This is a genomic window from Rossellomorea aquimaris TF-12 (genome assembly GCF_001648555.1).
Lineage (GTDB): Bacteria > Bacillota > Bacilli > Bacillales > Bacillaceae_B > Rossellomorea > Rossellomorea aquimaris.
Genome location: NZ_LQXM01000030.1, coordinates 67210 through 91032, shown reverse-complemented (window position 1 = coordinate 91032; position 23823 = coordinate 67210). Strand labels below are relative to the sequence as shown.

Sequence of the window (23823 nt, the reverse complement as noted above, 5' to 3'; positions counted from 1 at the left end):
ATGCTTAAAAAAGAAATAGAGAAATTAGCCAATAACCTTATTCAAATTGAGCATGTATCTACAACCTTGTACTTAGCAATGTCTGCTTATATGGCTCAACAAAATTATACAGGCATGGCAAGCTGGTTAAGACTTCAGGCTGAAGAAGAAAGGACTCATATGCTGAAGTGGATTGACTATGTAACAGATCGTGGAGGGAAGGTTGAAATACAGGCTTTACCTGCACAGCCAGCAGAGTATGGAACCCCTCTACAAACCTTTCAGAAGGTGTTAGAGCATGAACAATTTGTAACAGAATCCTATCGTAAAGCCTATGAGTATGCAGCACAAAATGATCAGCAAACATCAGTTATTATTCAAGAATTCTTAAGAGAACAAATTGATGAAGAGGCTCAATCCCAAACCATTGTTGACCGGTTAAAGATAGCTGAAGATAATCCTGCAGCACTATTGGTTTTGGACCAGGAGCTTGGTCAGAGAACGGCAGCAGGTTAATGAAAGAAATGCTTACTTCCCTAAGGTGAGGTAAGTATTTTTTTATTATGTGATTTAGAATTCATTTCCTTTCTTTCTCTTCTTGTATCCCTTATCCTAAAGGAAAGAAATACATACAAAAGAGGGACAATCATGAAGGAAATTTATACAGACGTAATTCAATTTCGTGGAACTCATTATGACTTTGGCGTTATGCAAGGTGAACGAATAAAGAATTCCTTGACGGTTCAAAACCGTAAGAATCAATGGAAGGTGAGAAAGCCCCGTTTCATAATTGAGATCGAGGAAGTGAAGGAAGCGATTACAGAGTTTGCTCCTGGAGTATGGGATGAACTATTAGGTCTTGAGGCTGCTCTTCAGTGGCCAATGGAACGAGTACTTCAAGAGTTTGGGGGATATCGCTTAGATTACGTACGATCTGGTTGCTCCATCATAACAGGAGATTCTTACCTCATTCGGAATTATGATTATCATCCAAAGACATACGAAGGTCGGTATGTGTTCTTTCAACCGAGTGATGGAGGATATGCCATTGTAGGACCTAGTCAGCGGGTAACCGGCAGAATGGATGGAATGAATGAAAAAGGCTTGGCTATTGGCTACAACTTCATGCATCGTAAAAAACCTGGTGAGGGCTTCATCTGTTGTATGATTGGGCGGTTGATACTTGAATCGTGTGGGAATGTCTTAGAGGCAGTCCATATGCTAAAGGAAATTCCACATCGTCATTCCTTTAGTTATGTGGTGTATGACAAGAGTGGTGACACCTATGTTGTGGAAACTTCCCCTCGTGGAGTGGAGGTCCGTCCCTCAAATATTTGTACGAATCATTTTGAGGTGATGAAGGGTGAGAATCGGAACCATTTGGTTGATTCGATGCGGAGGTTATCGGTATTGAAGGAAAGTCAAGTGTCTGATGCACGGGAAGCATTCCGGTTATTGAATGATAAGGATAAAGGAATCTTTTCGGACTTATATGGAAGCTGGGCAGGGACCATCCATACATCGGCTTACTTTCCCAAGGATTTAAAAGCCTGGTTTGCATTGGGTGGAAATCGAGAACCAGTAACAATCGATTTTGCAAGATGGCTTCTTGGAGAAGATGTTAATATGAAGCGTATGACTGGAGAAATCGAAACGGATATTCCATTTGTTCATATGGATAAGAATGCAGATTGGTTTCTTTAAGGAGTAAACTATGAGCGAACACTATTATGATGATTTACTCAATATTAAAACTGGAAAGGATAAAATGGCGGTTCACCGATCGATCCATTACCATCGATATGAACCGACCCCTTACCATGCACTAAAAGCCTTGTTTCAACAATATGAATTGAAAAGCAGTGACCGGGTAGTCGATTTTGGATGTGGAAAAGGTCGATTGAACTTTTTGATTCACTATTTATTTCATTCAACTGTTGTAGGAATCGAAATGAATGAATCGTTTTATCGAAAGGCTCTGGAAAATCGTACAAGCTATGGTCAAAAACATAAAGGAAATAACACCATTCACTTTGAATGCACGTTCGCTGAAGATTATGAAGTTCATCCTGAGGACAATCGCTTTTACTTTTTTAATCCTTTCTCTGTTGAAATTTTCATGAAGGTCATGAACAATATTCTCTACTCACTTGAGACTTCACCACGAAATATTGAGCTCATGCTGTATTATGTATCCGATGATTATATTCATTACTTAGAGGATCATCCTTTATTTGAATTGAAGAAAGAAATCAACCTTACTGGCATCCATGAGCACAACCTGTACGAGAGGTTTTTGGTTTATGGATTAAAATATTAAGTGAAAAAAGCGCCTTGATGGAATCAAGGCGCTTTTTTGGTATAGAGAATGTAAAGTATATGTACAGAATGATTTTAACTTTGGTAAACTTCATGTATTAGGAAATATTGTCTACTAAAAGCAAAAAGAGGAAATGATAGGTAGATAGGTTTAGAAAGGTGGAGAGTGCATGTTTAAGGACATGACAATAAATGAATTGATTCATCTGGACCGAAATAAGTTCGTGTTTATCGATGTCAGATCACCTTCTGAATTCGAAGAGATGACCATTCCTGGAAGTGTGAATATACCGGTGTTTGATGATGAGGAAAGAGCAGAGGTAGGTACACTGTATAAACAAGCAAGTGCTGAGAAAGCGACGGATCGGGGTCTGGAGCTGTTTTCTGCTAAACTCCCACAATTTATAAAAGAGATTAAACGACTTGAAGGAGAAAAGGTGGTTTTTTGTTGGCGTGGAGGAATGAGGAGTAAGGCGGCTGCTACATTTCTTGATTTGATGGGAGTGAAAGTCCTTCGCATAGAAGGGGGAGTTCGAGCTTATCGCCATTGGGTTTTAGATCAATTAGAGACTGTAGACTTAAAACCCCATGCCTATGTATTAAATGGCGGAACGGGTATTGGGAAAACCACCATTTTAAAGCAACTGAAAAAAGAAGGGTACCCGACACTGGATATCGAAGGATTAGCCAATCATAGAGGCTCTATTTTTGGTGGAATCGGTTTAGATCCTAACAATCAGAAAACGTTTGATTCCTTACTCATTGAAGAAATCCACAAGCTTCAAAAATCTGCTTTTTTCGTGTTTGAAGCGGAAAGCAAAAGAATAGGTAAGCTATTGCTTCCAGGATTTTTACTGGAGAAAAAAGAAAAAGGAACCCATATCTTTATCAACATGCCTATGGAAGAAAGAGTTCGTCATATTTTAGAAGAATATAAACTACAAGACCATCATGAAGAGTTTAATGAAGCATTCCGGGTAATAAAAAGAAGAATTCATAGTCCAATAGCCAACGAGATTGAAGAAGAATTACAGGAAAGAAACTATGAAAGAATCCTACAATTGTTATTGGAGTACTATTATGATCCGAGATACATACATACGGCACAGCAATATTCAGAGGAACAAATGATTACTCTAAACGTAAGTAATATTGAGGAAGCGGTTAAAGAGATAAAGGGAATCCTTTTGTCTAAGACCGACTTACTACCAGTGAGGTAAATGGGCAGTATAATACCGTCAAATTCTTAAGACCTGCCACCTTGGCCGCCAGGTCTTATTTTTATAAAAAGAAAGTAGTTGACCGTGTGGTGCACTACATAGTTTAAGATTTTGTTGAGGGGTGGAAGGCATGTACAAGGTTAGTGAGTTCTCAAAAATGACAGGACTAAGCAAGGAAACATTACGCTATTATGCCGATATAAAATTACTTGAGCCCGTCTATATCGATCCAAAAAACAACTATCGATACTATGACAACGGTTCATATCTTGTTGGACGGTTACTCGTCTATTTAAGAAGATTCAATTTTTCCATTCAAGAAATGCTCACTGTCGTGAACGATGAGTCATTTGAGAATTTGGAAAAGCTGATAAAAGCAAAGAAGCAGGACTTAGAAACAGAGATTACACGAATTCAAAATATTATCGAAGAAATGGATGATTTTTTCGAAATGGGAATAGGAGAGGATCTAGATGATTAAATGGCATGAAGAACGAACCATTCCAGTCAATATTGAAGTTATGTGGAACTTGTTTGAAATTGAAAACATTCAGCGGATCATGCCGAATGTGATTGAAAACAAAGTACTTGAAAGGAAAGAAGGCGTTGTAGGTTCAACCTATCGACAAAAATACAAAGAAGGAAAAAGAGTGGAAACCTATATTGTAGAGGACCTTGAATATGAAAATACTCCAGAGAAAAAACATAATAAAATCGGCTTCTCACTAGCCAATGCATTCGATATTGAAGCTGCATTCACCCTCATCAAACTAGAAGAAAACCAAACAAAATTCATCTACCAAGGTCAAAATACAGGCAAAAACTTCTTAGGTAAAGTCCTACTAAAACTTGGTGGAGAAAAAAACAACAAAAAAGTTGTCACCGACTTCATGGATAGAGTAGAAAGTGAAGCAATAAAAGAAGCATAGTAGAGGGACGGACCTCCCCGGGGAGGTCCGTCCCTCTTTTACTCCCTTCCCTAACATTTATCTTCCAAAAAAAATGCGAAAGAACTATATTTAACTTAGGAAGCAAATGAGATCTAAAAGTAGTCAAGGAGCTGATTGTATTGAATACGAGTAAACAAGAGATTCTTTCTCATCACACTCACTTTATCGAATGGGTAAAGTCTTTAAATACCTTATCAAATGAGCAATGGAGAGCTCCAATGGAAGAGAATAAATGGAGTATCAGTGAAACCGTTGGTCATTTGATTCCTTGGGATGAATTTGTTTTAGAGATGAGAATACCATATTTTCGATTAGACAATGTCATTCTGCCTCCAGCGCCAGATGTCGAAGAACTGAATCGTCAATCATCGGAAACGAGCAGACATCAGACTAGAGAAGAGACCTTAGCATCATTTATTTCCAAGAGACAAGGGCTTATGGAAGCAATCTCTCAACTGGAAGACGATTTATGGACCAGGCAAATATCCATTGGACCGACCAAAATAACCTTAAAAGAATACTTCACAAACTTAGCTCAACACGACCACCATCATCTTAATCAAATAAAGAATTTCCTGCAAAAATAGGGACGGACCTCTGAACATTTCAGAGGTCCGTCCCTAACTGTGTTCCTCATAAAATAACAGAAGAAATTAAAGAAATAAAAAATTTTTTTTGTGAATAAAATAGACAGAATTGATTGTTAAATATGTATAAATATAAGAAAAGAATTCATAAAGATGTAAGCGATTTCTTTATTGGAATAACAAGGATTTAAACATTCTGAAAATTTAGTTAAATAAGGTGAATAGGCACAGCAATCACAGAGGAAATTCAATGAATTAGAGGTGTGAAAGGCATTTTTTTATTGACTAAATTTTTCGTTTTTTCTAAATTTCATGATATACTTACGAAAATTAAGAAAATTTAATTAATCATTTATTATCTTGAAATAATACAAGTTTTGAAGAGGGGGACGCTAGATGAAAACGAATCTTCCTGTTGCGCAAGGGTTGTATGATCCAGCGCATGAACATGAAGCATGTGGAATTGGAATGATCGCGAACATTGATGGCAAAAAGACACACAATATAGTTCAAAATGCTATTAATATTTTATGTAATTTGGAGCACCGTGGAGGACAATCAGCTGATACAAGCACTGGAGACGGTGCAGGTATCCTAACGCAAATTCCTCATTATTTCTTTAAAAAACAATGTGAGAAGGAAGACATATTACTGCCACGTGAAGGTGAGTATGGCATTGGGATGGTCTTTCTTCCTGAAAATTACGATAAAAGAATGAAGAGCAAAGAAATATTTGAAAAAATCATTGAAGAAGAAGGGCAGAAAACACTCGGATGGCGACCTGTACCTTTGAATGATTCCTTTGTAGGAAAGGTTGCTTCCAAGTCGAAGCCGTTTATACGACAAGTATTCATTGGAGCATCTGATGATGTTAAAACTCGAATGGATTTTGAACGAAAGCTATATGTGATCCGTAAACGAATTGAAAAAGAAGTAGCTAACGTTGAAGGACTGGAGGATATATACCTTTGCAGTTTATCTTCAACTACCATAGTGTACAAAGGGATGCTTATTCCGGAGCAGCTAGACTCCTTTTATATTGACCTCAATCACCCTGAGTTTCAGTCAGCATTAGCCCTTGTACATTCCCGCTTTAGTACAAATACCTTTCCAAGCTGGCAACGATCACATCCTAACCGCTATACCATTCATAACGGAGAATTCAATACATTACGTGGAAACGTGAATTGGATGAGAGCACGTGAGAAGCTGTGTCATTCAAGTGTCTTTAGTGATGAAGACTTAGAGAAAATTCTTCCGGTTATTGATGAGACAGGTAGTGACTCTTCCATGTTTGATAACTGCTTTGAGTTCCTCCACCTTTCTGGACGCTCTCTCGCTCACACTGCCATGATGATGGTACCTGAGCCTTGGGAAAATGATACAACCATTCACCCAAAGAAAAAGGATTTTTATGAATATCATAGTTGTTTAATGGAGCCATGGGATGGACCGGCGGCTCTTGTTTTTACAGATGGAAAACAGATTGGAGCCTGTTTGGACCGAAATGGACTAAGACCTGCCCGTTATTACGTAACAAAGGGAGGCATGATTGTTCTTGGTTCAGAAGTAGGGGCACTCGATATTTTCGCTGATGATATTGTGTACAAAGATCGTTTGCAACCAGGGAAAATGCTTCTTGTTGATCTGGAAAAAGGTCGCATCATCCCTGATGAAGAAATCAAGCTTCGTGTAGCATCTGAACAGCCATACAGAAATTGGTTAGATAACAATAAATACGAGCTGGAGGATTTACCAGAACCAACTCAAGAGCCTGCTTATCTTGCAGATAATCAAATTTTGTTGCAGCAACAAGCATTTGGCTATACCACTGAGGAAATAAATAAAATCATCAAGCCGATGATAACGGATAAGAAAGACCCTGTTGGATCTATGGGGTATGATTCTCCTCTTGCTGTTTTATCAAAAAAACCTCAGCTTTTATACAATTACTTCAAACAATTGTTTGCCCAAGTCACAAACCCACCGATTGATGCGATTCGAGAGCAGATTATTACTTCTGTTGGAACAACCATTGGAGCAGAAGGAAACCTTGTCAATCCAATACCAGAAAGCTGCAGACATATCCATTTAAGAACGCCTATTTTAACTGGGTTAGAATTGGAAAAGCTACGTCATCAAACGGAAAAGGGTTTTAAAGCTGTTACATTATCCATTTTGTTTAATGCAACGGAGGAAGAGGATCAGCTTGATAAAACCTTAGATTCTCTTTTTGCAAAAGCAGACCAGGAAATTGAAAACGGCGCGACTCTCATCATTCTATCCGATAGAGGAGTACAGAAAGAGAGAGCTGCGATTCCCGCACTGCTTGCAGTCTCAGGACTTCATCACCATCTGATTCGAAAAGGAACAAGAACCACTGTCAGTATTCTCCTTGAATCAGGTGAGCCAAGAGAAGTTCATCACTACGCGGCACTACTTGGATACGGTGCTGAAGCAATTAATCCGTATCTTGCATTTGAAACCCTTCGCGACCTGATTAATAAGGGTGAGCTTCCGGAACAAACCTATGAGGATGCTGTGAATACCTATGTTCAAGCCGTAACCGATGGTGTCATCAAGGTATTGTCCAAAATGGGAATTTCAACAATTCAAAGCTATCGTGGTGCTCAAATTTTTGAAGCAGTTGGAATCCGTAAAGATGTCATCGATAAATATTTTACTCGTACTCCGTCCAGATTAGGCGGTATTGGCATGGATCTAATTGAAAAAGAAGTTCTATTAAGACACGGAAAAGCATTTAATGACCGGAAAGATGGGAACAGGACCTTAGATTCAGGCGATGAATTCCAATACCGTAAAAACGGTGAAGATCACGCCTACAATCCAAGTACCATTCATACCCTTCAGCATGCTTGTCGAACAAACAATTATGATTTGTTCAAAAAATATTCCAACATGTTAACGGATGAAAAACAAAATCTTCAATCTCTTCGTGGTCTTCTTTCTTTCAAAGAATCAAAGCCTATTCCGATTGAAGAGGTGGAATCAGTAGAAGAAATCTGTCGCCGTTTCAAAACAGGTGCCATGTCTTTTGGTTCGATTAGTCAGGAAGCACATGAAGCATTAGCCATTGCTATGAATAAAATCGGTGGAAGAAGTAATTCCGGTGAAGGTGGAGAACATCCAAACCGTTTTACTCCTGATGAAAATGGTGATTCTCGTCGAAGCTCCATTAAGCAGGTAGCTTCAGGACGCTTTGGTGTGACGAGCCATTACTTGGTGAACGCAGATGAAATTCAAATCAAAGTAGCTCAAGGGGCAAAACCAGGTGAAGGTGGTCACCTACCTGGTAAAAAAGTCTATCCTTGGGTGGCAGAGGTAAGGGGATCGACTCCTGGAGTTGAGTTAATTTCTCCACCACCTCATCATGATATTTACTCCATTGAAGATTTAGCGGAGCTCATCTATAACTTAAAAAATGCTAATCCTAATGCCCGAATCAGTGTAAAACTTGTTTCAGCAGTAGGTGTTGGAACCATTGCAGCTGGAGTGGCAAAAGGAAGAGCGGACGTTGTTTTAATCAGTGGATATGACGGGGGAACAGGAGCAGCCCCTCGAACAAGTCTGAAGCATACTGGCTTACCATGGGAAATTGGACTTGCAGAAGCTCACCAAACCCTCCTTTTGAACCGTCTTCGCGATCGAATTGTTGTCGAAGCAGATGGGAAAATGATGACAGGTAGAGACGTTGTGATTGCATCCTTACTTGGAGCTGAAGAGTATGGTTTCTCAACTGCCCCGCTTGTTGTTCTTGGCTGCGTCATGATGCGTGTATGTCATATGAATACATGTCCAGTGGGAATTGCAACCCAAGACCCTGAGCTTAGAAAAAAATACATGGGGGACCCGGAGCATGTAGCGAACTTTATGCGTTTTGTTGCTCAAGAAGCAAGGGAACTAATGGCTCAGCTTGGTTTCAGAACGATTAATGAAATGATTGGCCGTACAGATATCCTCCAAACCAATGAAGCCATCGACCACTGGAAAGGGAAAGGCATCGACTTATCAGCTCTCCTTTATCAACCGGACGTTCCTGAAAAAGTGGGACGATATGCAACGAAAAAGCAAGACCATGAATTAGAGAAAACCCTGGATTATCAGGAGCTTATTCCTAGATGCAGAGAAACTCTGGAAACGGGAGACCCTGTTGAGTGGACCACTGCTATTCGAAATATCCACCGAGTAACAGGAACCATGCTTGGTAGTGAAATTACGAAACGCTATGGTGCAGATGGATTGCCAGAGGACACAATTAAGTTAACCTTCAAAGGGTCTGCTGGTCAAAGCTTCGGAGCTTTCATTCCTAAAGGATTAACATTAAGACTCATTGGAGACTCAAATGACTTCGTAGGAAAAGGACTATCAGGCGGGAAAATCATCGTTCACCCTGATCCGAATTCTACATTCATCCCTGAACGCAATACCATCATCGGAAATGTTTCTTTCTACGGTGCCTCAGCAGGAGAAGCCTATATCTATGGTGTAGCAGGAGAACGCTTCTGCGTTCGAAATAGTGGAGCACAAGTAGTTGTTGAAAGTGTTGGAGACCATGCTTGTGAATATATGACGGGTGGAAAAGTTGTCGTATTAGGCAGCACCGGCCGAAATTTTGCCGCTGGTATGTCTGGTGGAGTCGCTTACGTCCTTGATGAAGATGATACGTTTAGATCAAGATGTAACCAAGAGCTTGTCCTTATTCAACCGTTATTTGATCCAGAGGAAACAAAGGAAGTTTACGATATGATTCAGCAATATGTAGAATACACTCAGAGTGCGAATGGGAAGAAAATATTGTCTAATTGGGATGCGTACCTGTCTAAATTCGTGCGAGTCATTCCTAAGTCATATTTGAAGATGAGAGAAAGAATTTCAGAGCTTGAAAACAGCGGTCTTGAGAAATTTGATGCTGAGATGAAAGCTTTTGAAGAGGGAACAAAAATATTAGAGCCAGCTAAATAAAAGGAGGGGATATGAATGGGAAAAGCCACTGGTTTCATGGAATATAAAAGACGATCATTAGATGAACGAAATCCTGCTGAGCGAACGAAGGATTGGGAAGATTACACGATTCCACTCTCAGAGGAGGAAGTAAAGAAGCAGGGGGCGCGCTGCATGGATTGCGGCGTTCCCACATGCCATACTGGAATGGAAATCAACGGAGTTACAACAGGATGCCCTGTGTATCACCTTATCCCGGAATGGAATGACCTTGTGTATCAAGGACAATGGAAGGAAGCCTTAAGACGTGAGCACGAAATGAATAATTTCCCTGAGTTCACAGGCTTCGCGTGCCCGGCACCTTGTGAAGGAGCATGTGTTTTAGGAATTAATGAGCCACCTGTCGCCATCCGAACCGTTGAACGTTCCATTATCGAAAAAGGATTCGCTGAAGGCTGGGTCGTACCAGAGCCGCCAGAAAAACGAACGGGAAAGAGAATCGCTGTCGTTGGATCTGGGCCAGCTGGATTAGCTGCTGCTGCTCAGCTTAACAAAGCAGGTCATCTCGTTACAGTATTTGAACGCAATGATCGAGTAGGAGGACTCTTAACCTACGGAATTCCGGAAATGAAGCTTCCCTATTCAATAGTGAAGCGTCGTGTGGATATTTTAGAGCAAGAAGGCATTGAATTTGTTACAAATACAGAGGTTGGCCAAGACTACCCTGTTTCAGACTTACGGCAAAACTATGATGCTGTCATTCTATGTGGAGGTGCAGCCGTCCATCGAAACATTCAAGTAGAGGGACGCGCGTTAAAGGGAGTCCATTATGCCATGGAGTTCCTTCATTCCAACACAAAAAGCTTACTGGATTCTAACCTTGAAGATGGTGAATACATTTCAGCTACGGGGAAAAATGTCATCGTCATTGGTGGAGGAGACACGGGTACAGACTGTTTGGCGACATCAGTACGTCACAACTGTAAAAGCTTAACTCAATTTGATATCTACGATAAAAAAGGCTCCATTCGAGATGAAGTAGGGAACCCATGGCCACAATATCCTGTCGTCCATCGAGTAGAATATGGTCAAAAAGAAGCCGCTGAAGTATTTGGGGACGACCCACGCGCCTATGCTGTCATGACCAAAAAATTCGTAGGAGATGAAAACGGTCATATTAAGGAAGTTCATACGGTTAACGTTAAGCTCCGTTATGATGAACAAGGAAACAAAATTCGAGAAGAAATACCAGGTACTGAAAAAGTCTGGCCAGCTGACCTGGTCCTGCTAGCCATCGGCTTCAGCGGTCCCGAGCAGGGACTACTTGGCCAACTCGAAATCGAAACCGAAAGCAATACGACGGTTAAAGCAGAATACGGAAAATACACAACCAATGTAGAAGGAATCTTCGCTGCAGGAGACATGCGCCGAGGCCAAAGCCTCATCGTCTGGGCCATCAACGAAGGAAGAGAAGCCGCCCGCGAATGCGACCGCTACCTCATGGGCACAACCGAACTACCATAAGAGGGACGGACCTCCAGTGGGCTTAATCGCCCACTTGTGAGGTCCTTTTTTTATGGGGTAAGAGAGTGGTTGTAAGGGGATGTGTCGATTTGTGTGTGGTGGTGTCGAAAAATCGTTAGCTCGCTGATATATTTTAAATTTCGCTGATAAACGTAGTGATTTCCCTGATAAAATTGAAATTTCGCCGATAAATCCATTAATTTCGCCGATAAAAGTCCAATTAGGCGTAAAAACCCGTCTAGAAGCTAACACACCCTCATCGTGACATTTCGTTTCTCCTGAAAATGCTCTATACTTTTAGATAGAATAATTTTTCACGAGAAAGGTATTTACATATGAATCAGAAAAAAAAGGAAGTAGACCTCTATCAACCTATACAAAAACATTTTACAAAGCTAGGGTATCGTGTGAATGGGGAAGTGAATGATTGTGATTTAACGGCTGTTAAAGATGAGGATCTCGTAATCGTCGAGCTTAAGCTGTCCTTGACCATTGACCTTCTAATTCAAGCTGCCAAACGTCAAAGACTCACTGACTTGGTGTACATTGCGATCCCAAAGCCGAAACGTCTTCGTTCAAAACGATGGAGTGACGTGTGTCATTTGGTTCGTCGTTTGGATTTAGGCCTTATCACGGTTTCGCTCAATGGTAACACCCCTAAGATCGACTTTGTCTTTCATCCTGAACCCTTTGACCGTAAAAAGAGTATGAAATACAGTAAGAAAAAACGTTTGTCACTAATTAAAGAGATCGAAGGAAGAAGTGCCGATTACAATACAGGAGGCAGCAATAAAACGAAAATCATGACGGCGTACAAAGAAAGCTGTATCCACATAGCCTGTTTTCTGGAGAAAAATGGTCCGATGTCTCCGAAGGCTCTTAAAGAAATGGGGACCGGTGACAAAACCTCTTCTATTCTCCAAAAAAATTATTATCGTTGGTTTGAACGCGTCAAAAGAGGAGTATATGATTTAAGTGATACAGGTAAAAAAGAGTTCGCTCAATATCCTGAGCTTGTGGAGTATTATAAAGGAAAAATGAATGATGAAAGAAAGACCTGACTCTGAATGGAGTCAGGTCTTTCTTATGTATCCACTACCTTCCATATTATAGACATATCCAACTGGTCCTAATTATATATGCCATCATATAGCTATCAAAGGATTTTTCCTTCTTGACGTTGAGTCCTTTTATAAAAGTTGCCACTATAAACAGTTAGATTAATTTTACCTTCAAATCGTTTCCATTTTCTATTAAAATAAAAGAAAGAATCTTCTGAAAAAGGGGTGAGTATTATAAAAAATCTTGATTTTTTTCCATATCCATTTAAAGATGATATGTATCGTTATTCCAATAATTCACTTCCTCTCGAACCTCCCATCAGTATTCAATTGACACCATCATATTGTGAAGAAATAAAGCTTAAAAGAGAACTCTTAACGGAACATCCAAAAAGATGTTTTCAATCCCGGCCACATGCAATGAGAGGACAATGGGAAATAGTTCATATGATCCTCGAGCATCTTGTTTCAGAATATCCTAATCATTTTTCTCTTGAGAAAAACGGTGAAAATTGGACATTTCACAATCATATCCTAAGTGAAAAACAATCGTTTGTATCCGGTGATCATACTACCTTGCCATTTGAGCCTTTAGATTTTATCGGTCGTCATGTCCAGGAGGACTTGATTTTGATGATGGAGAGGGATGGAGATTTATTTTTAGATGCCGGACAACTGTGTTTCCCGGCGAATTGGTCACTCGCCTTTAACGTGGGAATGAGTTTCAAGGAAATCCATCGTCCCATTCCTGGTTTTAAAGAAGAAGGGTTAGATGATCGTATAGTACGCTTCTTAATGAGAATGGAAGCGGGGGAACCTTGGAGTAGGAGAAATTGGTCCCTTATGGCGGGAAGTCGCTTAGACACATCCCTTGAAACCTTTGATGTGTGGGGGAAAGGCAGAAATGAAGTGACTAAGGAAAACGTAGGGGAATTAGTTCACTTACGAGTAGAGGTTCAAAAACTATTTCGCTTACCCCGTTCAAATAGCATTCTATTTACCATTCATACTCATCTCCTCCCTTTAAGAACTTTCGTTGAAAACAAAGAATGGAGAAGACAATTTTTTGAGCTTTTAAAAGAGCTTCCAGATCAGATTGCAGAATATAAGGGGCTATCACAATACAGACAAACCGTTCTAGAATACTTAAAAAGCAGGTGAGGTGGATGATAGGTAGATCCAAACCCATGTTCATTGAGGGAAAGAATAAATATTTATTTTATGCAGATAAGAGAGGGTTAGAAATTCTCGCTCCTATTATGTATGAAGTAAGGAAGAAGACGATTCCTTTGGAAGTGGTACTTGAGCCGGAGGATGCCTCTCCCTGGTTACGAAATCAAAAAATGGGAAGCTATTTATACATATGTACAGCTTGGGAAAAGCTTGAGCGTTTAAAATCGGTAGCCGAGGAAATAGGTTATTCTGAAGAAGAAGCACAATATATTGGCTACGGTGTAAAAACCATCCAAATCTTTTGCTGTCGTTGTCATGGATTAACAGAAGTAATTGATCAAACGAAGATGGCAAAATGCGATCACTGTCAATTAAAACTTTCCGTATCTGATCATTATTCTTCATTACGACAAGCTTATTTAGGATATATAGCGACAATAAAGTAGGAGGAACATCTTTGAATCTTGAAAAAACAATACGTGTAACCGTTCAATCTATTCAACAAGAGACTCCTTCGATTAAAAGCTTTACATTGAGCTCAGTAGAAGGAGAGACATTGCCTTTGTTTAGTGGAGGCTCACATATTACTACCTATATAGAAAAAGAGAACGAAATAATAGCGAGATCTTATTCCTTAACGACTCATCCCGAACACAACCAATCATATAGGATTTCAATCTCCCTGAGTGAAGCTTCAAAAGGAGGTTCCTATTATTGGCATCATCATATTCAAATCGGAGATACTTTAAGGATTAGTTATCCAAAGAATGACTTCCCACTTAGTTTTAAAGCAAAACATCATGTTTTTTACGCAGGTGGAATAGGAATTACACCTTTTCTTTCCATGATGGCAGAGCTACAAAGCGAAGGTGGTTCATTTGAACTTCACTATGCTGCAAAAACAAAAGAGACCTGCGCGTTTTATTCCTTTATAAAGGAACAGTACCCTAAGCAGACTTCATTCTATTTTTCTCAAGAAAGTGAATCAAATAGACTGAGTGAAGCTACTCTGTTAGAACATCCAATTGGCTCACATGTTTACTTTTGCGGGCCTGAAGGATTTACACGTCACTTTATTAAAACGGCAAAGCAAATAGGCTACCCAACATGTAGTATTCACTATGAACAATTTACACCCCCACTGCCGTTGAAAATGAATCCATTCCAAGTAGAGCTGACAAATGGCCAAACAATATATGTTACAAAGGAAAAAACGTTACTAGAAGCATTGTTAGAATCAGGAATAGAGGTTCCTTACTCCTGTCGCCTCGGTCGATGCGGGACCTGCGAGCTAGAGGTATTAGAGGGACAAGTGGATCATTATGATTCCTTTTTAAGTGAAGAGGAAAAGAAGAATCAGGATGTTATCATAAGTTGTGTATCAAGAGCAAAGTCGGACAAAATAGTAGTTAAATAGATAAATGATCAAGGAAGATACAATGAAACTATTAAGTTCGCTGTGTAAACATTTTCGAACAAAGTATGAACATGGTGGATTTTTTGAAGAGAAGCTTGGGACTTCAAATGCAAGGTGGTATTTTCAAGAGTTGAGACAGCTGGTTAGAGTTTTAATCCGGAATTTTTAATCCATTTTGAAAAAACATTAGTCAGCTTGCTTACCAATATGGTAATCAGGCTATTTTTTTGGTTGAGAACAGTCGATTTCAGCTCCAATTAAGTATATTAAGATTGCCGTTGTCGATTTCTTTTCATAGAAGTACAAGAAAAATCTAAATAGAATTCTTCTTCCTTCTAAAAAATCAATCTCAACTCATCCTAGAAATTTTGGTTGCTAAAAGTTTTGTATTTATTTCTTTTAAAAAAACATGCTGGGAAGTTGATTGGTGCGGAAGGTGCTCGACTTCTGCGGGAAAGTACGAAAAGCGGAGGGGCTTGGTTCAGGGGCGAAATGCAATAGGCGATTCTGTCGGAAATGCGCATTTTGCCTTTGTGGAAGAATGGACTTATGCTCAACTCACGCCCGGCGGAAAGCGAGCAACTGAAGCGGAAATCCACTACTCCTTTCTTTTCTGCGTTATCTATAAACATTACAAAAAGAGCCACTTGGTAAGCAGGCTTTTACTTTTTTATGAAAATTTCAATCCCATGACAGCCTGTAATAGAATTTAGAAAATCTATTGAGATTGTTTCTCAACTAGGGTATACTCAATGGTAATGAAAATCATTATCAATTGAAAGTGTTGAGAGGAGATACATAATATGAACAGACCATGGAAAGTACTTTCTGCCTCTGTCCTGGCTTCTTCCCTAGTTTTAGCCGGATGTTTTAACGATAAAGAAGAGGTTTCAAACAAAGATGGAGGGAAATCTGAAGAAACAAATAAGAGCGCAAGCAAGGTAGCCGTATCAGATTACACGTTTGATACAGCAGGAAACATGTTTGCCTATGCAGAATTCGAATTATCTGGAGAGCCCTTGGCAGAAAGCTTAGGCCTGGATTTAGATATATTAGATATTAATACATTAGATCAACCTACAAAGTTTGATTATACAGCCGGAGTCGAATCATACGAGTATTCTGAAGAAGCCATGTATGAAGTGGTTGAGAAATCAGGATTAGGTCTTCATCTTATTAATGGGCCAGAAGTAGAGAACCTTGACAATGGTCAAACAAATGAAGAAAAGTTAGGCAACCGTTTTTATGAATTAGCAGATGCAGTTGGATATTCCCAAGATGAAATTTTTAGCAATATGTTTCCAACCTTTATTGAATATTCTGCTGGAGACCCCCATTATAAAGGGGAAGTGGATACGAGTGAGTATGCGTCGAATGATGATGGAAGCTATGTTCCTATGTATCAAGTAAACTTTAAGTCGTTACGATGGGACCGTGAGAAAATGGAAAAAACGCTGGTTCCTTCAGCGTATGGAGCTACCTTCCTAAAACAGGCACTTTGGGCTGGAGACTTTATGGGTGGATTCCATACAGTAGATGGCGATGAAGAGCTTGCAGGAGAAACCTCCAAGGATGACGATGACAATAATATTGCATTAGGTGTGAGTTCCGCAGACGGTTTTCAAGGAGCGGTATTAACCGAGGAAATCTGGAATAAAGTACACTATATTTCAAAAGAATTATTTGTAAATGGTTCAACAGGTGAATTAACATCCGCAGAATTAGGCAGCCAGTATGACCCGGCAGATGGTTTTGTTTATTTACCTCACAGTATTGAAGTTACTGAAGAAGGGGAAGCGCAAGCTCCAATGGCAAAATCATTAGAGGTTAAAGATGCTAAAAGTATGCTTCAAGATAAATGGCTAATGCTTTGGCCTAGTTCTGAATTCTTTGGCATGACAGATCAAAGAGAGAGCAATCCTAATAAAACGCCATCTTTCCAAGCATTATTTGACGGTGCCCCATATCCTTCCGCACCAGCACAAAATATCGATGGAAATCCTGATAACGATGTAAAAGGGACGGACCCCTTCACTGCAAACTATAATGTTATGCTCCATGTCTTTAAAAACATGGATGCCATGCATTTCAATAATGATAGTGGTGTATTTGTAACAGAGCATGATGGTAAAGAGCAAGGAACTTATATGGATACTTTCCAAGCAGGATACGCAATGGAATCAATGAGAATCTTCCAGCGTGCCATCGACGGACTACCGGTTGGATATGCTTCAGGAGAATCTGCTGAAGGGTTAAAGACAGAGGAAGGAAAACGTGCTCTTGAAATGATTCAGAAGCAAGGAAACTTTATCATTAAAAATCTTGTGTTAGATTCTGGCCTTGTTGCCAAAGGATATGACATCGAAAAGAGTGCAGATAAAGAAATAACGTTAGACGCCCAACTCGGTGCGATTCGAGGGTTAACAGCAGCCTATTTAGCAACAGATGATGAGAAGTATAGAGAAGCGGCTCGTTCCATTTATGATGCGATGGATTCCCAATTATGGAACAAAGAATTGAAAGCATATGAAACATCAAAAGGAAAAATGGAGTATACGCCTTATACAGCAGGTGCTTTATCAGCAACCTATCGTGTAGCTCTTCAAAACCTAAGCAATAATGGATCTGATTCTGATGCGCCAGATAGCTTAGAAATCGAAACGATTACCTCTCGTTACGCTGAGTTCTATGATACAGTGATTGACGGACCAGCACTTGATGAAGGGATGCAGGCTAGTGAATTCTGGGATACAGGAGATTATTATGACAGCAAGGACTCATCTGGTAATACGGATGGAGACAAGGTTCCTCAAATTCAAGCTGGGCACGGAAAATATGGAATTTCCCCAATATTACTTCCTGTGACGGTTGAAAAACGATAAAGAAGGGGTTCTATGAAAAAAATAATCGTATATGCAGCGGCGTTTCTCATTGTAGGAACGCTTGCTGCTTGTTCAATAAAAATGAGCGGTGTTGAAAAGCCTAGCTTTGATTCAGTCAGAGAAGTAGCAACTAATAGCAATAATATTCTTCAGAATAAAGAGGGTTCAAAGCTGTACATTGCTAATTTAGATGCCAATACAGTATCCATTGTAAATGAGAAGACTCAGAAGGTTGAAGTAGAGATTCCTGTTGGAAAAGAGCCTGTACAACTGGCATTATCACCAGATGAGGATCGACTTTATGTTTCATGTCGTTTCTCTAATAAAATCGATGTGATTTCATTAGAAAATCATAAAGTAATAGATTCCTATGAAGTAGGATTAGAGCCATTTGGAATCATAACAAGCCAAGATGGAAAGACACTATATGTATCGAATTATCGAGAAAATAGTCTTATGCTTGTTGATGTGGAAAGTGGAGATGTAACCAAAAAAATCCCTGTCCATGACAGGCCAAGAACGTTGGCTATTACGGCTAATGGGAAGAAACTATACATCCCTCATTATTTATCAGGTGAGATTTCTGTCTTCGACACGGATACACAAAAGGTGAAGAAGACGATTCAACTTGCAGACTCACCAGACGTATCGAATCCAAAACAAAGTCAAGGAATTCCGAACACACTTGAGCAGTTCGTCATTTCCCCTGATGGAAAAACAGCTTGGGTTCCACATTTAGTGACGAATGTCGATACAGCTATTCAGTTTGAAGAGACGATATTCCCTGCTATTTCTATCGTTGATTTAGAAAAAGATGAAGAGCTGGTGGATAAAAGAAAAGAACTTTTCAAAGAAATAAATGTACTCGATTCGAAAAATGAAACGATGATTGTCTCGAACCCATATGATGTGGTATTTCAATCAGATGGATCGAAAGCTTTTGTCGTCATGTCCGGGAGTGAAGATTTAGTTGTATTTGACTTAAAACGAGGTGGAAATGCCACTCAAATCGTAAGGAGAATTGAGGGGGATAATCCTCGGGGCGTTATTTTGTCCAAAGACGGGGAAACCTTATATGTTCACAATGCTATGTCCCATGATTTAGCTACCATTCGTTCAGGTGGAACGAGTAGTCATGCAAGGGCTAAAAAGCTTCATGACAATGTAAAGTTGATCGGAAAAGATCCTCTGGACCCTCAAATCCGAAGAGGGAAGACGATTTTTTATAGTGCAAACAGCGATGAATTTGCTGCAGATATTACAGGGAACAATTGGATGAGCTGTGTTTCCTGTCATAGTGATGGTGAAATTAATGGTTTAACCTTAATGACAGGGAAGGGTCAACGGAATGTACCCACCAACACACGGACGGCGGAAACGGGATTGTTTTTGTGGGATGGGAGTCGAGATGACTTTACAGATTACCTGTTAACGGTTCAAGGTGAAATGGGTGGAATGATGGAATATGACCCAGGAGAAGAGTTACCACCTGAAGTAGAAGCGATGTATGATGATTTATTTGCTTATTTACAAGAACCAAGTTCCTTCCCTGTTCCTGAAAGCCCCTATAAAACAACGAGTTCCACAAAAGACGGTAAAGCATTATTTGAAGGGAAAGCCTCCTGCATTTCTTGTCATAGTGGGAATCAGTTTACCGATAGTGTCAAAGCAGTCGATGAGGATGGAAAATTATCAACAGAATTTACAGATTATCTTCATGATATCGGAACGGCAAACAAATTGGATGCCGCCTCTAAGGGAGACGCAAGAGCTCGATTTTCCAATCCCCGTGATGGAAAGAGCTTTGACACCCCTAGTCTGGTAGGGGTCTTTGCTACAGCACCTTATTTACATGATGGCAGTGCAAAAACGATCGAAGAAGCCATTAAAAAACATGAATACGAAGAGAAGCAAGAGCTAAGTGAAGTGGAAATTTCTAAGATTGCTGATTATGTACGGTCAATTGATGACTAAATAGAGAAAAGAAAGTCTGGTCGCCAGACCTTTCTTTTTTCATTTCGTAAGACGAGACCTTATTGAGAATCATGGAGTGAAAGGAAAGCGGAAAGTAGCAAAACAGAAATCTGAGTCCACTGCAGGTGTTTCCAATGATCTTTTTACATTGAAGGAATCAAAAGCAAGGGTGCAAATCACCCTTGCTTTTTTCTTCTATAAAATGAATGCTCTATTCTTTCGATGTTCCTTTCGAAGTGGGGCTGTTTTATATAACCGTACCTCTTCTTCACTCTGTGGAATAACTGCCGGAACTGGTTTCGGCTTGCCATTCTCATCAACAGCGACCATTGTCAGAAATGATTCTGTGGTCAATGTTTTGACATCAGTTAATAGATTAGTAGAGAATACCTTTACATAAACCTCCATAGACGTTCTACCAGTTGAGGTAACATAAGCTTCTAAACTTAAGGCATCTCCAACAGTAGCTGAGGATAAAAAATCGACAGAATCAATGGATGCTGTAACGACAACAGAGCTGGAATGCTTCATTGCTGAAAGTGCAGCGATTTCATCAATATAGGACAGCACTTTTCCTCCAAAAATCGTTTGCATGTGATTCGTGTCTGGTGGTAAAACCAATTTCGTTTGGACTGTACGTGAACGTTCAACTGAATAAGATTGTTCCATGTTCCATTCATCTCCTCAAAATAGAAATAAAAAAAGCATCTTCTAGGAGAAGATGCAGCTATTCTAAAGGAACGTTCAGAGTCCAACTGGATTTTCTTAGACGTTTCATAAGCGCAACACCCTCCTATCTCCCGTAGGAACTTTGTGTTCTTCTCGAATGGCAGGTCTCCTGGCTTAGCGTCAAGGACATCTTATCCCTTCCCATTTCTAATTGAAACAGTGGGAACCATAAGACGTCTCGTGCTTTACAGTGGCGGGACCGCGTTGGATTTTCACCAACTTCCCTTTTAAGGGGTTAACCAGCAGTGGTTAACCTCACCAACGAGCAATTATTTAATTGTGAACTTTTTCATTTTATCATAAATTTATTATTGTTGTACGTGAAGCTATGGTATCGTAAAACTAGACAACGATTAGTAACCTGGAGGCTTCATAGTGAAAGAATTTAAAAAATGTCAAAGTTGCAGTATGCCCATTAAAAAAGTAGAAGACCGAGGAACTGAAGAGAACTTAAATCCCAGTTCAATGTATTGTAAACATTGTTATCAACAAGGTGAATTCACCCAACAGGATATGACCGTTGATGAAATGAAGCAGACAGTGAAAGAAAAGTGTATAGAGATGGGGGTTCCAAAGGTCTTATCAGGGATGTTCGTAAAGAACCTTCACAAACTTAAAAGATGGAAATAGTTTGGAAAAAAGTATTACAAATCACTCCTTTAGTGTATAATTACACCAAAGGAGTGATTTTTTGTGAAGAAAATAGCTGTTAGTCTTATCAGTAGTATATTCATTTTTTTATTGATATTAACGATTCAAGGGCTTATGTCAAACACCCATTCAGTTACGACTATTCTGATCACAGCTGTGGTTTCACTCTTCGTGAATAATGTATCGGTAAAGTACTTCATTAAGCAAACTCTATTAAATAAATTAGATTTTCATATTTACGCTCTTTGCAACTTCATTTTTTTATTTATGATAGGTGTACTTTATATTCCCTTTCAGCCGCTCTCCTATGTAATGGACGGAGTAGATATGATTGTCCCGTATATTACCTTGTTCATTCTTTCTTTTATACACGGTTCCTCCTTATTGGTTCTCGTATACAAAAATAAAAAATTAGTTTAATTAGCTCAATTTTTTGATTTCAATAGATAGAAAAGGTAGGATAGGGAAGGATAAAAATAGATGTATTAGTGTAATGTGGAGGAAAGCATGAGCAATCGAAATAAAGGAATTATCTTATTACTACTATCTGCCTTCGGTTTTTCCATGATGGCTGCTTTTGTTAAGCTGTCAGGGGATGTCCCGACGATTCAAAAAACATTTTTTCGAAATGTCATATCTGCCCTAATTGCATTTGGGTTTGTTAAATTTTACAAAGAGAGATTGTTTGGAAAAGGGGAGAATCAGAAATATTTACTACTGCGTTCTAGTTTAGGTACAGTAGGAATGGTATTATTCTTCTATGCCATCGACAATCTTGTCTTATCTGACGCTGACATGTTAAATAAGCTCAGTCCTTTTTTAACCATTCTGTTTTCTGCTATATTCTTAAAGGAACGGGCACGATTTTTTCAAATTGTAGCCATGATTATTGCTTTTATCGGAACGTTGTTTATTATCAAACCACAGTTTTCATATGAAACGATCCCGTATCTGGCAGGTGTATTGTCCGCCGTCTTTGCTGCAGGAGCTTACACGGTACTACGTGTTCTAGGTGATAAAGAGAAATTTTATACGGTGGTTTTCTACTTTTCCTTTTTCACCACGATGACACTGCTTCCATTTGTCATCGCTTTTTATGAACCGATGAGCCTGAAGCAATGGATCTATCTTTTATCAGCAGGTGTCTTTGCAACGGTAGGTCAATTTGGCATAACCATGGCCTATAAATTTGCTCCAGCGAAGGAGATTTCAATTTTTTTCTATTCAACCGTCGTGTATTCAGCCATTATTAGCATCACCTTATTTGGTCAAGTGCCAGATATTTTCAGCATTATCGGATACATTACCATTTTCTCAGCTTCGTTTTATATGTTCTGGAAAAATAATAAATCTGCAACGAGTGAGGCTTAGGCCACTTTTTCAATCGATAAAACAAAAAAGGTCTGAAACCGTTATAAGACAAACGGGTTTCAGACCTTTTTTATTATTTAGTATTATCAATGGAATAACCAAGACTCTTTAAAGCATTCATCAGGGTAGAATGGATGGTCACACTGTTAAACTCGATACCCAGTTGAACAGCTGTTTGTGCAATGGAAGGTCTAATTCCTGTGATAATAGGGTTCACCCCAACAATCTTTAAAGCATTAAATAATTCAAATATTTTTTGAGCAACCATGGTATCCACAACAGCCACAGCTGATAAATCAATCACCAAATGCTCTATCTCCATATCGGAACACTCTCTAAGAGTATGCTCCATAATATACTTGGCTCTTGATGTGTCAATGTCTCCAATTAAAGGGAGAATGGCAATGTGATCAGTTAAGGAAATGACAGGAGAACTCAATTCGTTAATAAGTCCAAGCTGGTCTATCAATCTATTTTCATAGTGCTTTTTAAAGGAGTCTACGAATGTTTGAATCACATCATCAAAAATAAGATGATAATCTTCAATCACTTTAAAAAGATTATGGTGGAAGTAATCAGGATTCTGGGTGAAAAATTCTTTCATATATTGAAAATACAAGTGTCTAAAAATCTTAAACTGTTCGAGAACCTTTTCAATGCTCGTTCCATCATTGACTCGTTTTTGAGCGATTAATTGACTCCAGTCTTTCAGTTCTTTAGAAATGCTATTTTCATTATTTTCCAATAAGTTTGTCATATAGTTTATAAACAGTGAAGACTCTTCTATTAATTGCTTTTCTACTTTAGTACTAGCATTTGAATTGAATATAGAGAATTCATCTTTTTCTCGAAACCCCAGCCATTTAGCAACAATTTCTTCAGTATTCTCTTGAAAATATGTTGTGAAATTTAATGTTTTTTCCATGTTTCCCTCCGTAGCTTAAATCCGATAACAGGATTATTTCTGTATTATATTATACTACGTAAATGAGTTTTTTACTAAATATTAAAATATTTTTGAAAC

20 protein-coding genes and 1 riboswitch are annotated in these 23823 nt (G+C 39.2%); of the genes, 18 read left to right on the top strand and 2 right to left on the bottom strand.

The annotated features are described in order from the left end of the window. From IQI_RS17730 to IQI_RS20730, 15 genes are all read left to right on the top strand, one after another. Positions 1-495 carry a ferritin gene (locus IQI_RS17730; RefSeq protein ID WP_064094009.1) on the top strand — a complete coding sequence of 165 codons (495 nt, stop codon included), beginning with the start codon at positions 1-3 and terminating at the stop codon, positions 493-495. A gap of 132 nt (positions 496-627) precedes the next feature. After that, the gene (locus tag IQI_RS17725) at positions 628-1683 is read left to right on the top strand and encodes a C45 family autoproteolytic acyltransferase/hydolase (RefSeq protein WP_064094008.1); all 1056 of its coding nucleotides are present in this window, start codon (positions 628-630) and stop codon (positions 1681-1683) included. Between the two features lie 10 nt (positions 1684-1693). Beyond that, positions 1694-2299, top strand: a complete 606-nt coding sequence (locus tag IQI_RS17720) for a methyltransferase (protein WP_064094007.1) — start codon at positions 1694-1696, stop codon at positions 2297-2299. Between the two features lie 169 nt (positions 2300-2468). Beyond that, on the top strand, positions 2469-3518 hold the full coding sequence (gene mnmH, locus IQI_RS17715; RefSeq protein ID WP_064094006.1) for a tRNA 2-selenouridine(34) synthase MnmH: 1050 nt from the start codon (positions 2469-2471) through the stop codon (positions 3516-3518). A gap of 130 nt (positions 3519-3648) precedes the next feature. Beyond that, a complete protein-coding gene (locus tag IQI_RS17710) occupies positions 3649-3999 on the top strand; it encodes a MerR family DNA-binding transcriptional regulator (RefSeq protein WP_064094005.1) in 351 nt (116 codons plus the stop codon). Beyond that, complete coding sequence (locus IQI_RS17705; protein WP_064094004.1) at positions 3992-4447, top strand: SRPBCC family protein; 456 nt, start codon at positions 3992-3994, stop codon at positions 4445-4447. Before IQI_RS17710 ends, IQI_RS17705 begins: the two co-directional genes overlap by 8 nt. A 140-nt stretch (positions 4448-4587) precedes the next feature. Next, positions 4588-5055 (top strand): DinB family protein, encoded by a 468-nt coding sequence (locus IQI_RS17700; RefSeq protein WP_064094003.1) that lies wholly within the window; start codon positions 4588-4590, stop codon positions 5053-5055. A gap of 396 nt (positions 5056-5451) precedes the next feature. After that, positions 5452-10038 (top strand): glutamate synthase large subunit, encoded by a 4587-nt coding sequence (gltB, locus tag IQI_RS17695; RefSeq protein WP_064094002.1) that lies wholly within the window; start codon positions 5452-5454, stop codon positions 10036-10038. 15 nt (positions 10039-10053) lie between these two features. Further along, the gene (locus IQI_RS17690; RefSeq protein ID WP_064094001.1) at positions 10054-11541 is read left to right on the top strand and encodes a glutamate synthase subunit beta; all 1488 of its coding nucleotides are present in this window, start codon (positions 10054-10056) and stop codon (positions 11539-11541) included. A gap of 335 nt (positions 11542-11876) precedes the next feature. After that, positions 11877-12602, top strand: coding sequence for a DUF2161 domain-containing phosphodiesterase (locus IQI_RS17685; protein WP_064094000.1), 726 nt, complete (start codon positions 11877-11879; stop codon positions 12600-12602). A gap of 276 nt (positions 12603-12878) precedes the next feature. Beyond that, positions 12879-13763 (top strand): heme-dependent oxidative N-demethylase family protein, encoded by an 885-nt coding sequence (locus tag IQI_RS17680; protein ID WP_156509960.1) that lies wholly within the window; start codon positions 12879-12881, stop codon positions 13761-13763. A 5-nt stretch (positions 13764-13768) separates the two neighbouring features. Further along, positions 13769-14221, top strand: a complete 453-nt coding sequence (locus IQI_RS17675; protein WP_064093998.1) for a dimethylamine monooxygenase subunit DmmA family protein — start codon at positions 13769-13771, stop codon at positions 14219-14221. 11 nt (positions 14222-14232) lie between these two features. Next, entirely contained in the window at positions 14233-15192 is a 960-nt protein-coding gene (locus IQI_RS17670; protein WP_064093997.1) for a PDR/VanB family oxidoreductase, read from the top strand. 803 nt (positions 15193-15995) lie between these two features. Continuing rightward, positions 15996-18074 carry a hypothetical protein gene (locus tag IQI_RS20735; protein WP_064093995.1) on the top strand — a complete coding sequence of 693 codons (2079 nt, stop codon included), beginning with the start codon at positions 15996-15998 and terminating at the stop codon, positions 18072-18074. A 12-nt stretch (positions 18075-18086) separates the two neighbouring features. Next, a complete protein-coding gene (locus IQI_RS20730) occupies positions 18087-20048 on the top strand; it encodes a beta-propeller fold lactonase family protein (RefSeq protein ID WP_064093994.1) in 1962 nt (653 codons plus the stop codon). 195 nt (positions 20049-20243) lie between these two features. On the opposite strand, the gene IQI_RS17650 is transcribed toward IQI_RS20730, so the two are convergent. Further along, positions 20244-20717 carry an acyl-CoA thioesterase gene (locus IQI_RS17650; protein WP_064093993.1) on the bottom strand — a complete coding sequence of 158 codons (474 nt, stop codon included), beginning with the start codon at positions 20715-20717 and terminating at the stop codon, positions 20244-20246. Positions 20718-20859: 142 nt separating this feature from the next. Then, positions 20860-21055: riboswitch (cobalamin riboswitch) on the bottom strand. A gap of 97 nt (positions 21056-21152) precedes the next feature. On the opposite strand from IQI_RS17650, the gene IQI_RS17645 reads away from it, so the two are divergent. From IQI_RS17645 to IQI_RS17635, 3 genes are all read left to right on the top strand, one after another. After that, on the top strand, positions 21153-21407 hold the full coding sequence (locus tag IQI_RS17645; RefSeq protein ID WP_064093992.1) for a zinc ribbon domain-containing protein: 255 nt from the start codon (positions 21153-21155) through the stop codon (positions 21405-21407). Positions 21408-21470: 63 nt separating this feature from the next. Next, on the top strand, positions 21471-21848 hold the full coding sequence (locus tag IQI_RS17640) for a hypothetical protein (protein WP_064093991.1): 378 nt from the start codon (positions 21471-21473) through the stop codon (positions 21846-21848). Positions 21849-21935: 87 nt separating this feature from the next. After that, on the top strand, positions 21936-22799 hold the full coding sequence (locus IQI_RS17635) for a DMT family transporter (RefSeq protein ID WP_064093990.1): 864 nt from the start codon (positions 21936-21938) through the stop codon (positions 22797-22799). Positions 22800-22872: 73 nt separating this feature from the next. On the opposite strand, the gene IQI_RS17630 is transcribed toward IQI_RS17635, so the two are convergent. Then, entirely contained in the window at positions 22873-23724 is an 852-nt protein-coding gene (locus IQI_RS17630; RefSeq protein ID WP_064093989.1) for an STAS domain-containing protein, read from the bottom strand. Between the last annotated feature and the right edge of the window lie 99 nt (positions 23725-23823).

Coding starts and splice junctions, on each gene's coding strand:
- IQI_RS17705 (WP_064094004.1), top strand. CDS start 3,992: ATGATTAAATGGCATGAAGAACGAACCATTCCAGTCAATATTGAAGTT.
- IQI_RS17685 (WP_064094000.1), top strand. CDS start 11,877: ATGAATCAGAAAAAAAAGGAAGTAGACCTCTATCAACCTATACAAAAA.
- IQI_RS17680 (WP_156509960.1), top strand. CDS start 12,879: ATGTATCGTTATTCCAATAATTCACTTCCTCTCGAACCTCCCATCAGT.
- IQI_RS20735 (WP_064093995.1), top strand. CDS start 15,996: ATGAACAGACCATGGAAAGTACTTTCTGCCTCTGTCCTGGCTTCTTCC.
- IQI_RS17720 (WP_064094007.1), top strand. CDS start 1,694: ATGAGCGAACACTATTATGATGATTTACTCAATATTAAAACTGGAAAG.
- IQI_RS20730 (WP_064093994.1), top strand. CDS start 18,087: ATGAAAAAAATAATCGTATATGCAGCGGCGTTTCTCATTGTAGGAACG.
- IQI_RS17710 (WP_064094005.1), top strand. CDS start 3,649: ATGTACAAGGTTAGTGAGTTCTCAAAAATGACAGGACTAAGCAAGGAA.
- IQI_RS17690 (WP_064094001.1), top strand. CDS start 10,054: ATGGGAAAAGCCACTGGTTTCATGGAATATAAAAGACGATCATTAGAT.
- IQI_RS17650 (WP_064093993.1), bottom strand. CDS start 20,717: ATGGAACAATCTTATTCAGTTGAACGTTCACGTACAGTCCAAACGAAA.
- IQI_RS17630 (WP_064093989.1), bottom strand. CDS start 23,724: ATGGAAAAAACATTAAATTTCACAACATATTTTCAAGAGAATACTGAA.
- IQI_RS17730 (WP_064094009.1), top strand. CDS start 1: ATGCTTAAAAAAGAAATAGAGAAATTAGCCAATAACCTTATTCAAATT.
- mnmH (WP_064094006.1), top strand. CDS start 2,469: ATGTTTAAGGACATGACAATAAATGAATTGATTCATCTGGACCGAAAT.
- gltB (WP_064094002.1), top strand. CDS start 5,452: ATGAAAACGAATCTTCCTGTTGCGCAAGGGTTGTATGATCCAGCGCAT.
- IQI_RS17675 (WP_064093998.1), top strand. CDS start 13,769: ATGATAGGTAGATCCAAACCCATGTTCATTGAGGGAAAGAATAAATAT.
- IQI_RS17635 (WP_064093990.1), top strand. CDS start 21,936: ATGAGCAATCGAAATAAAGGAATTATCTTATTACTACTATCTGCCTTC.
- IQI_RS17725 (WP_064094008.1), top strand. CDS start 628: ATGAAGGAAATTTATACAGACGTAATTCAATTTCGTGGAACTCATTAT.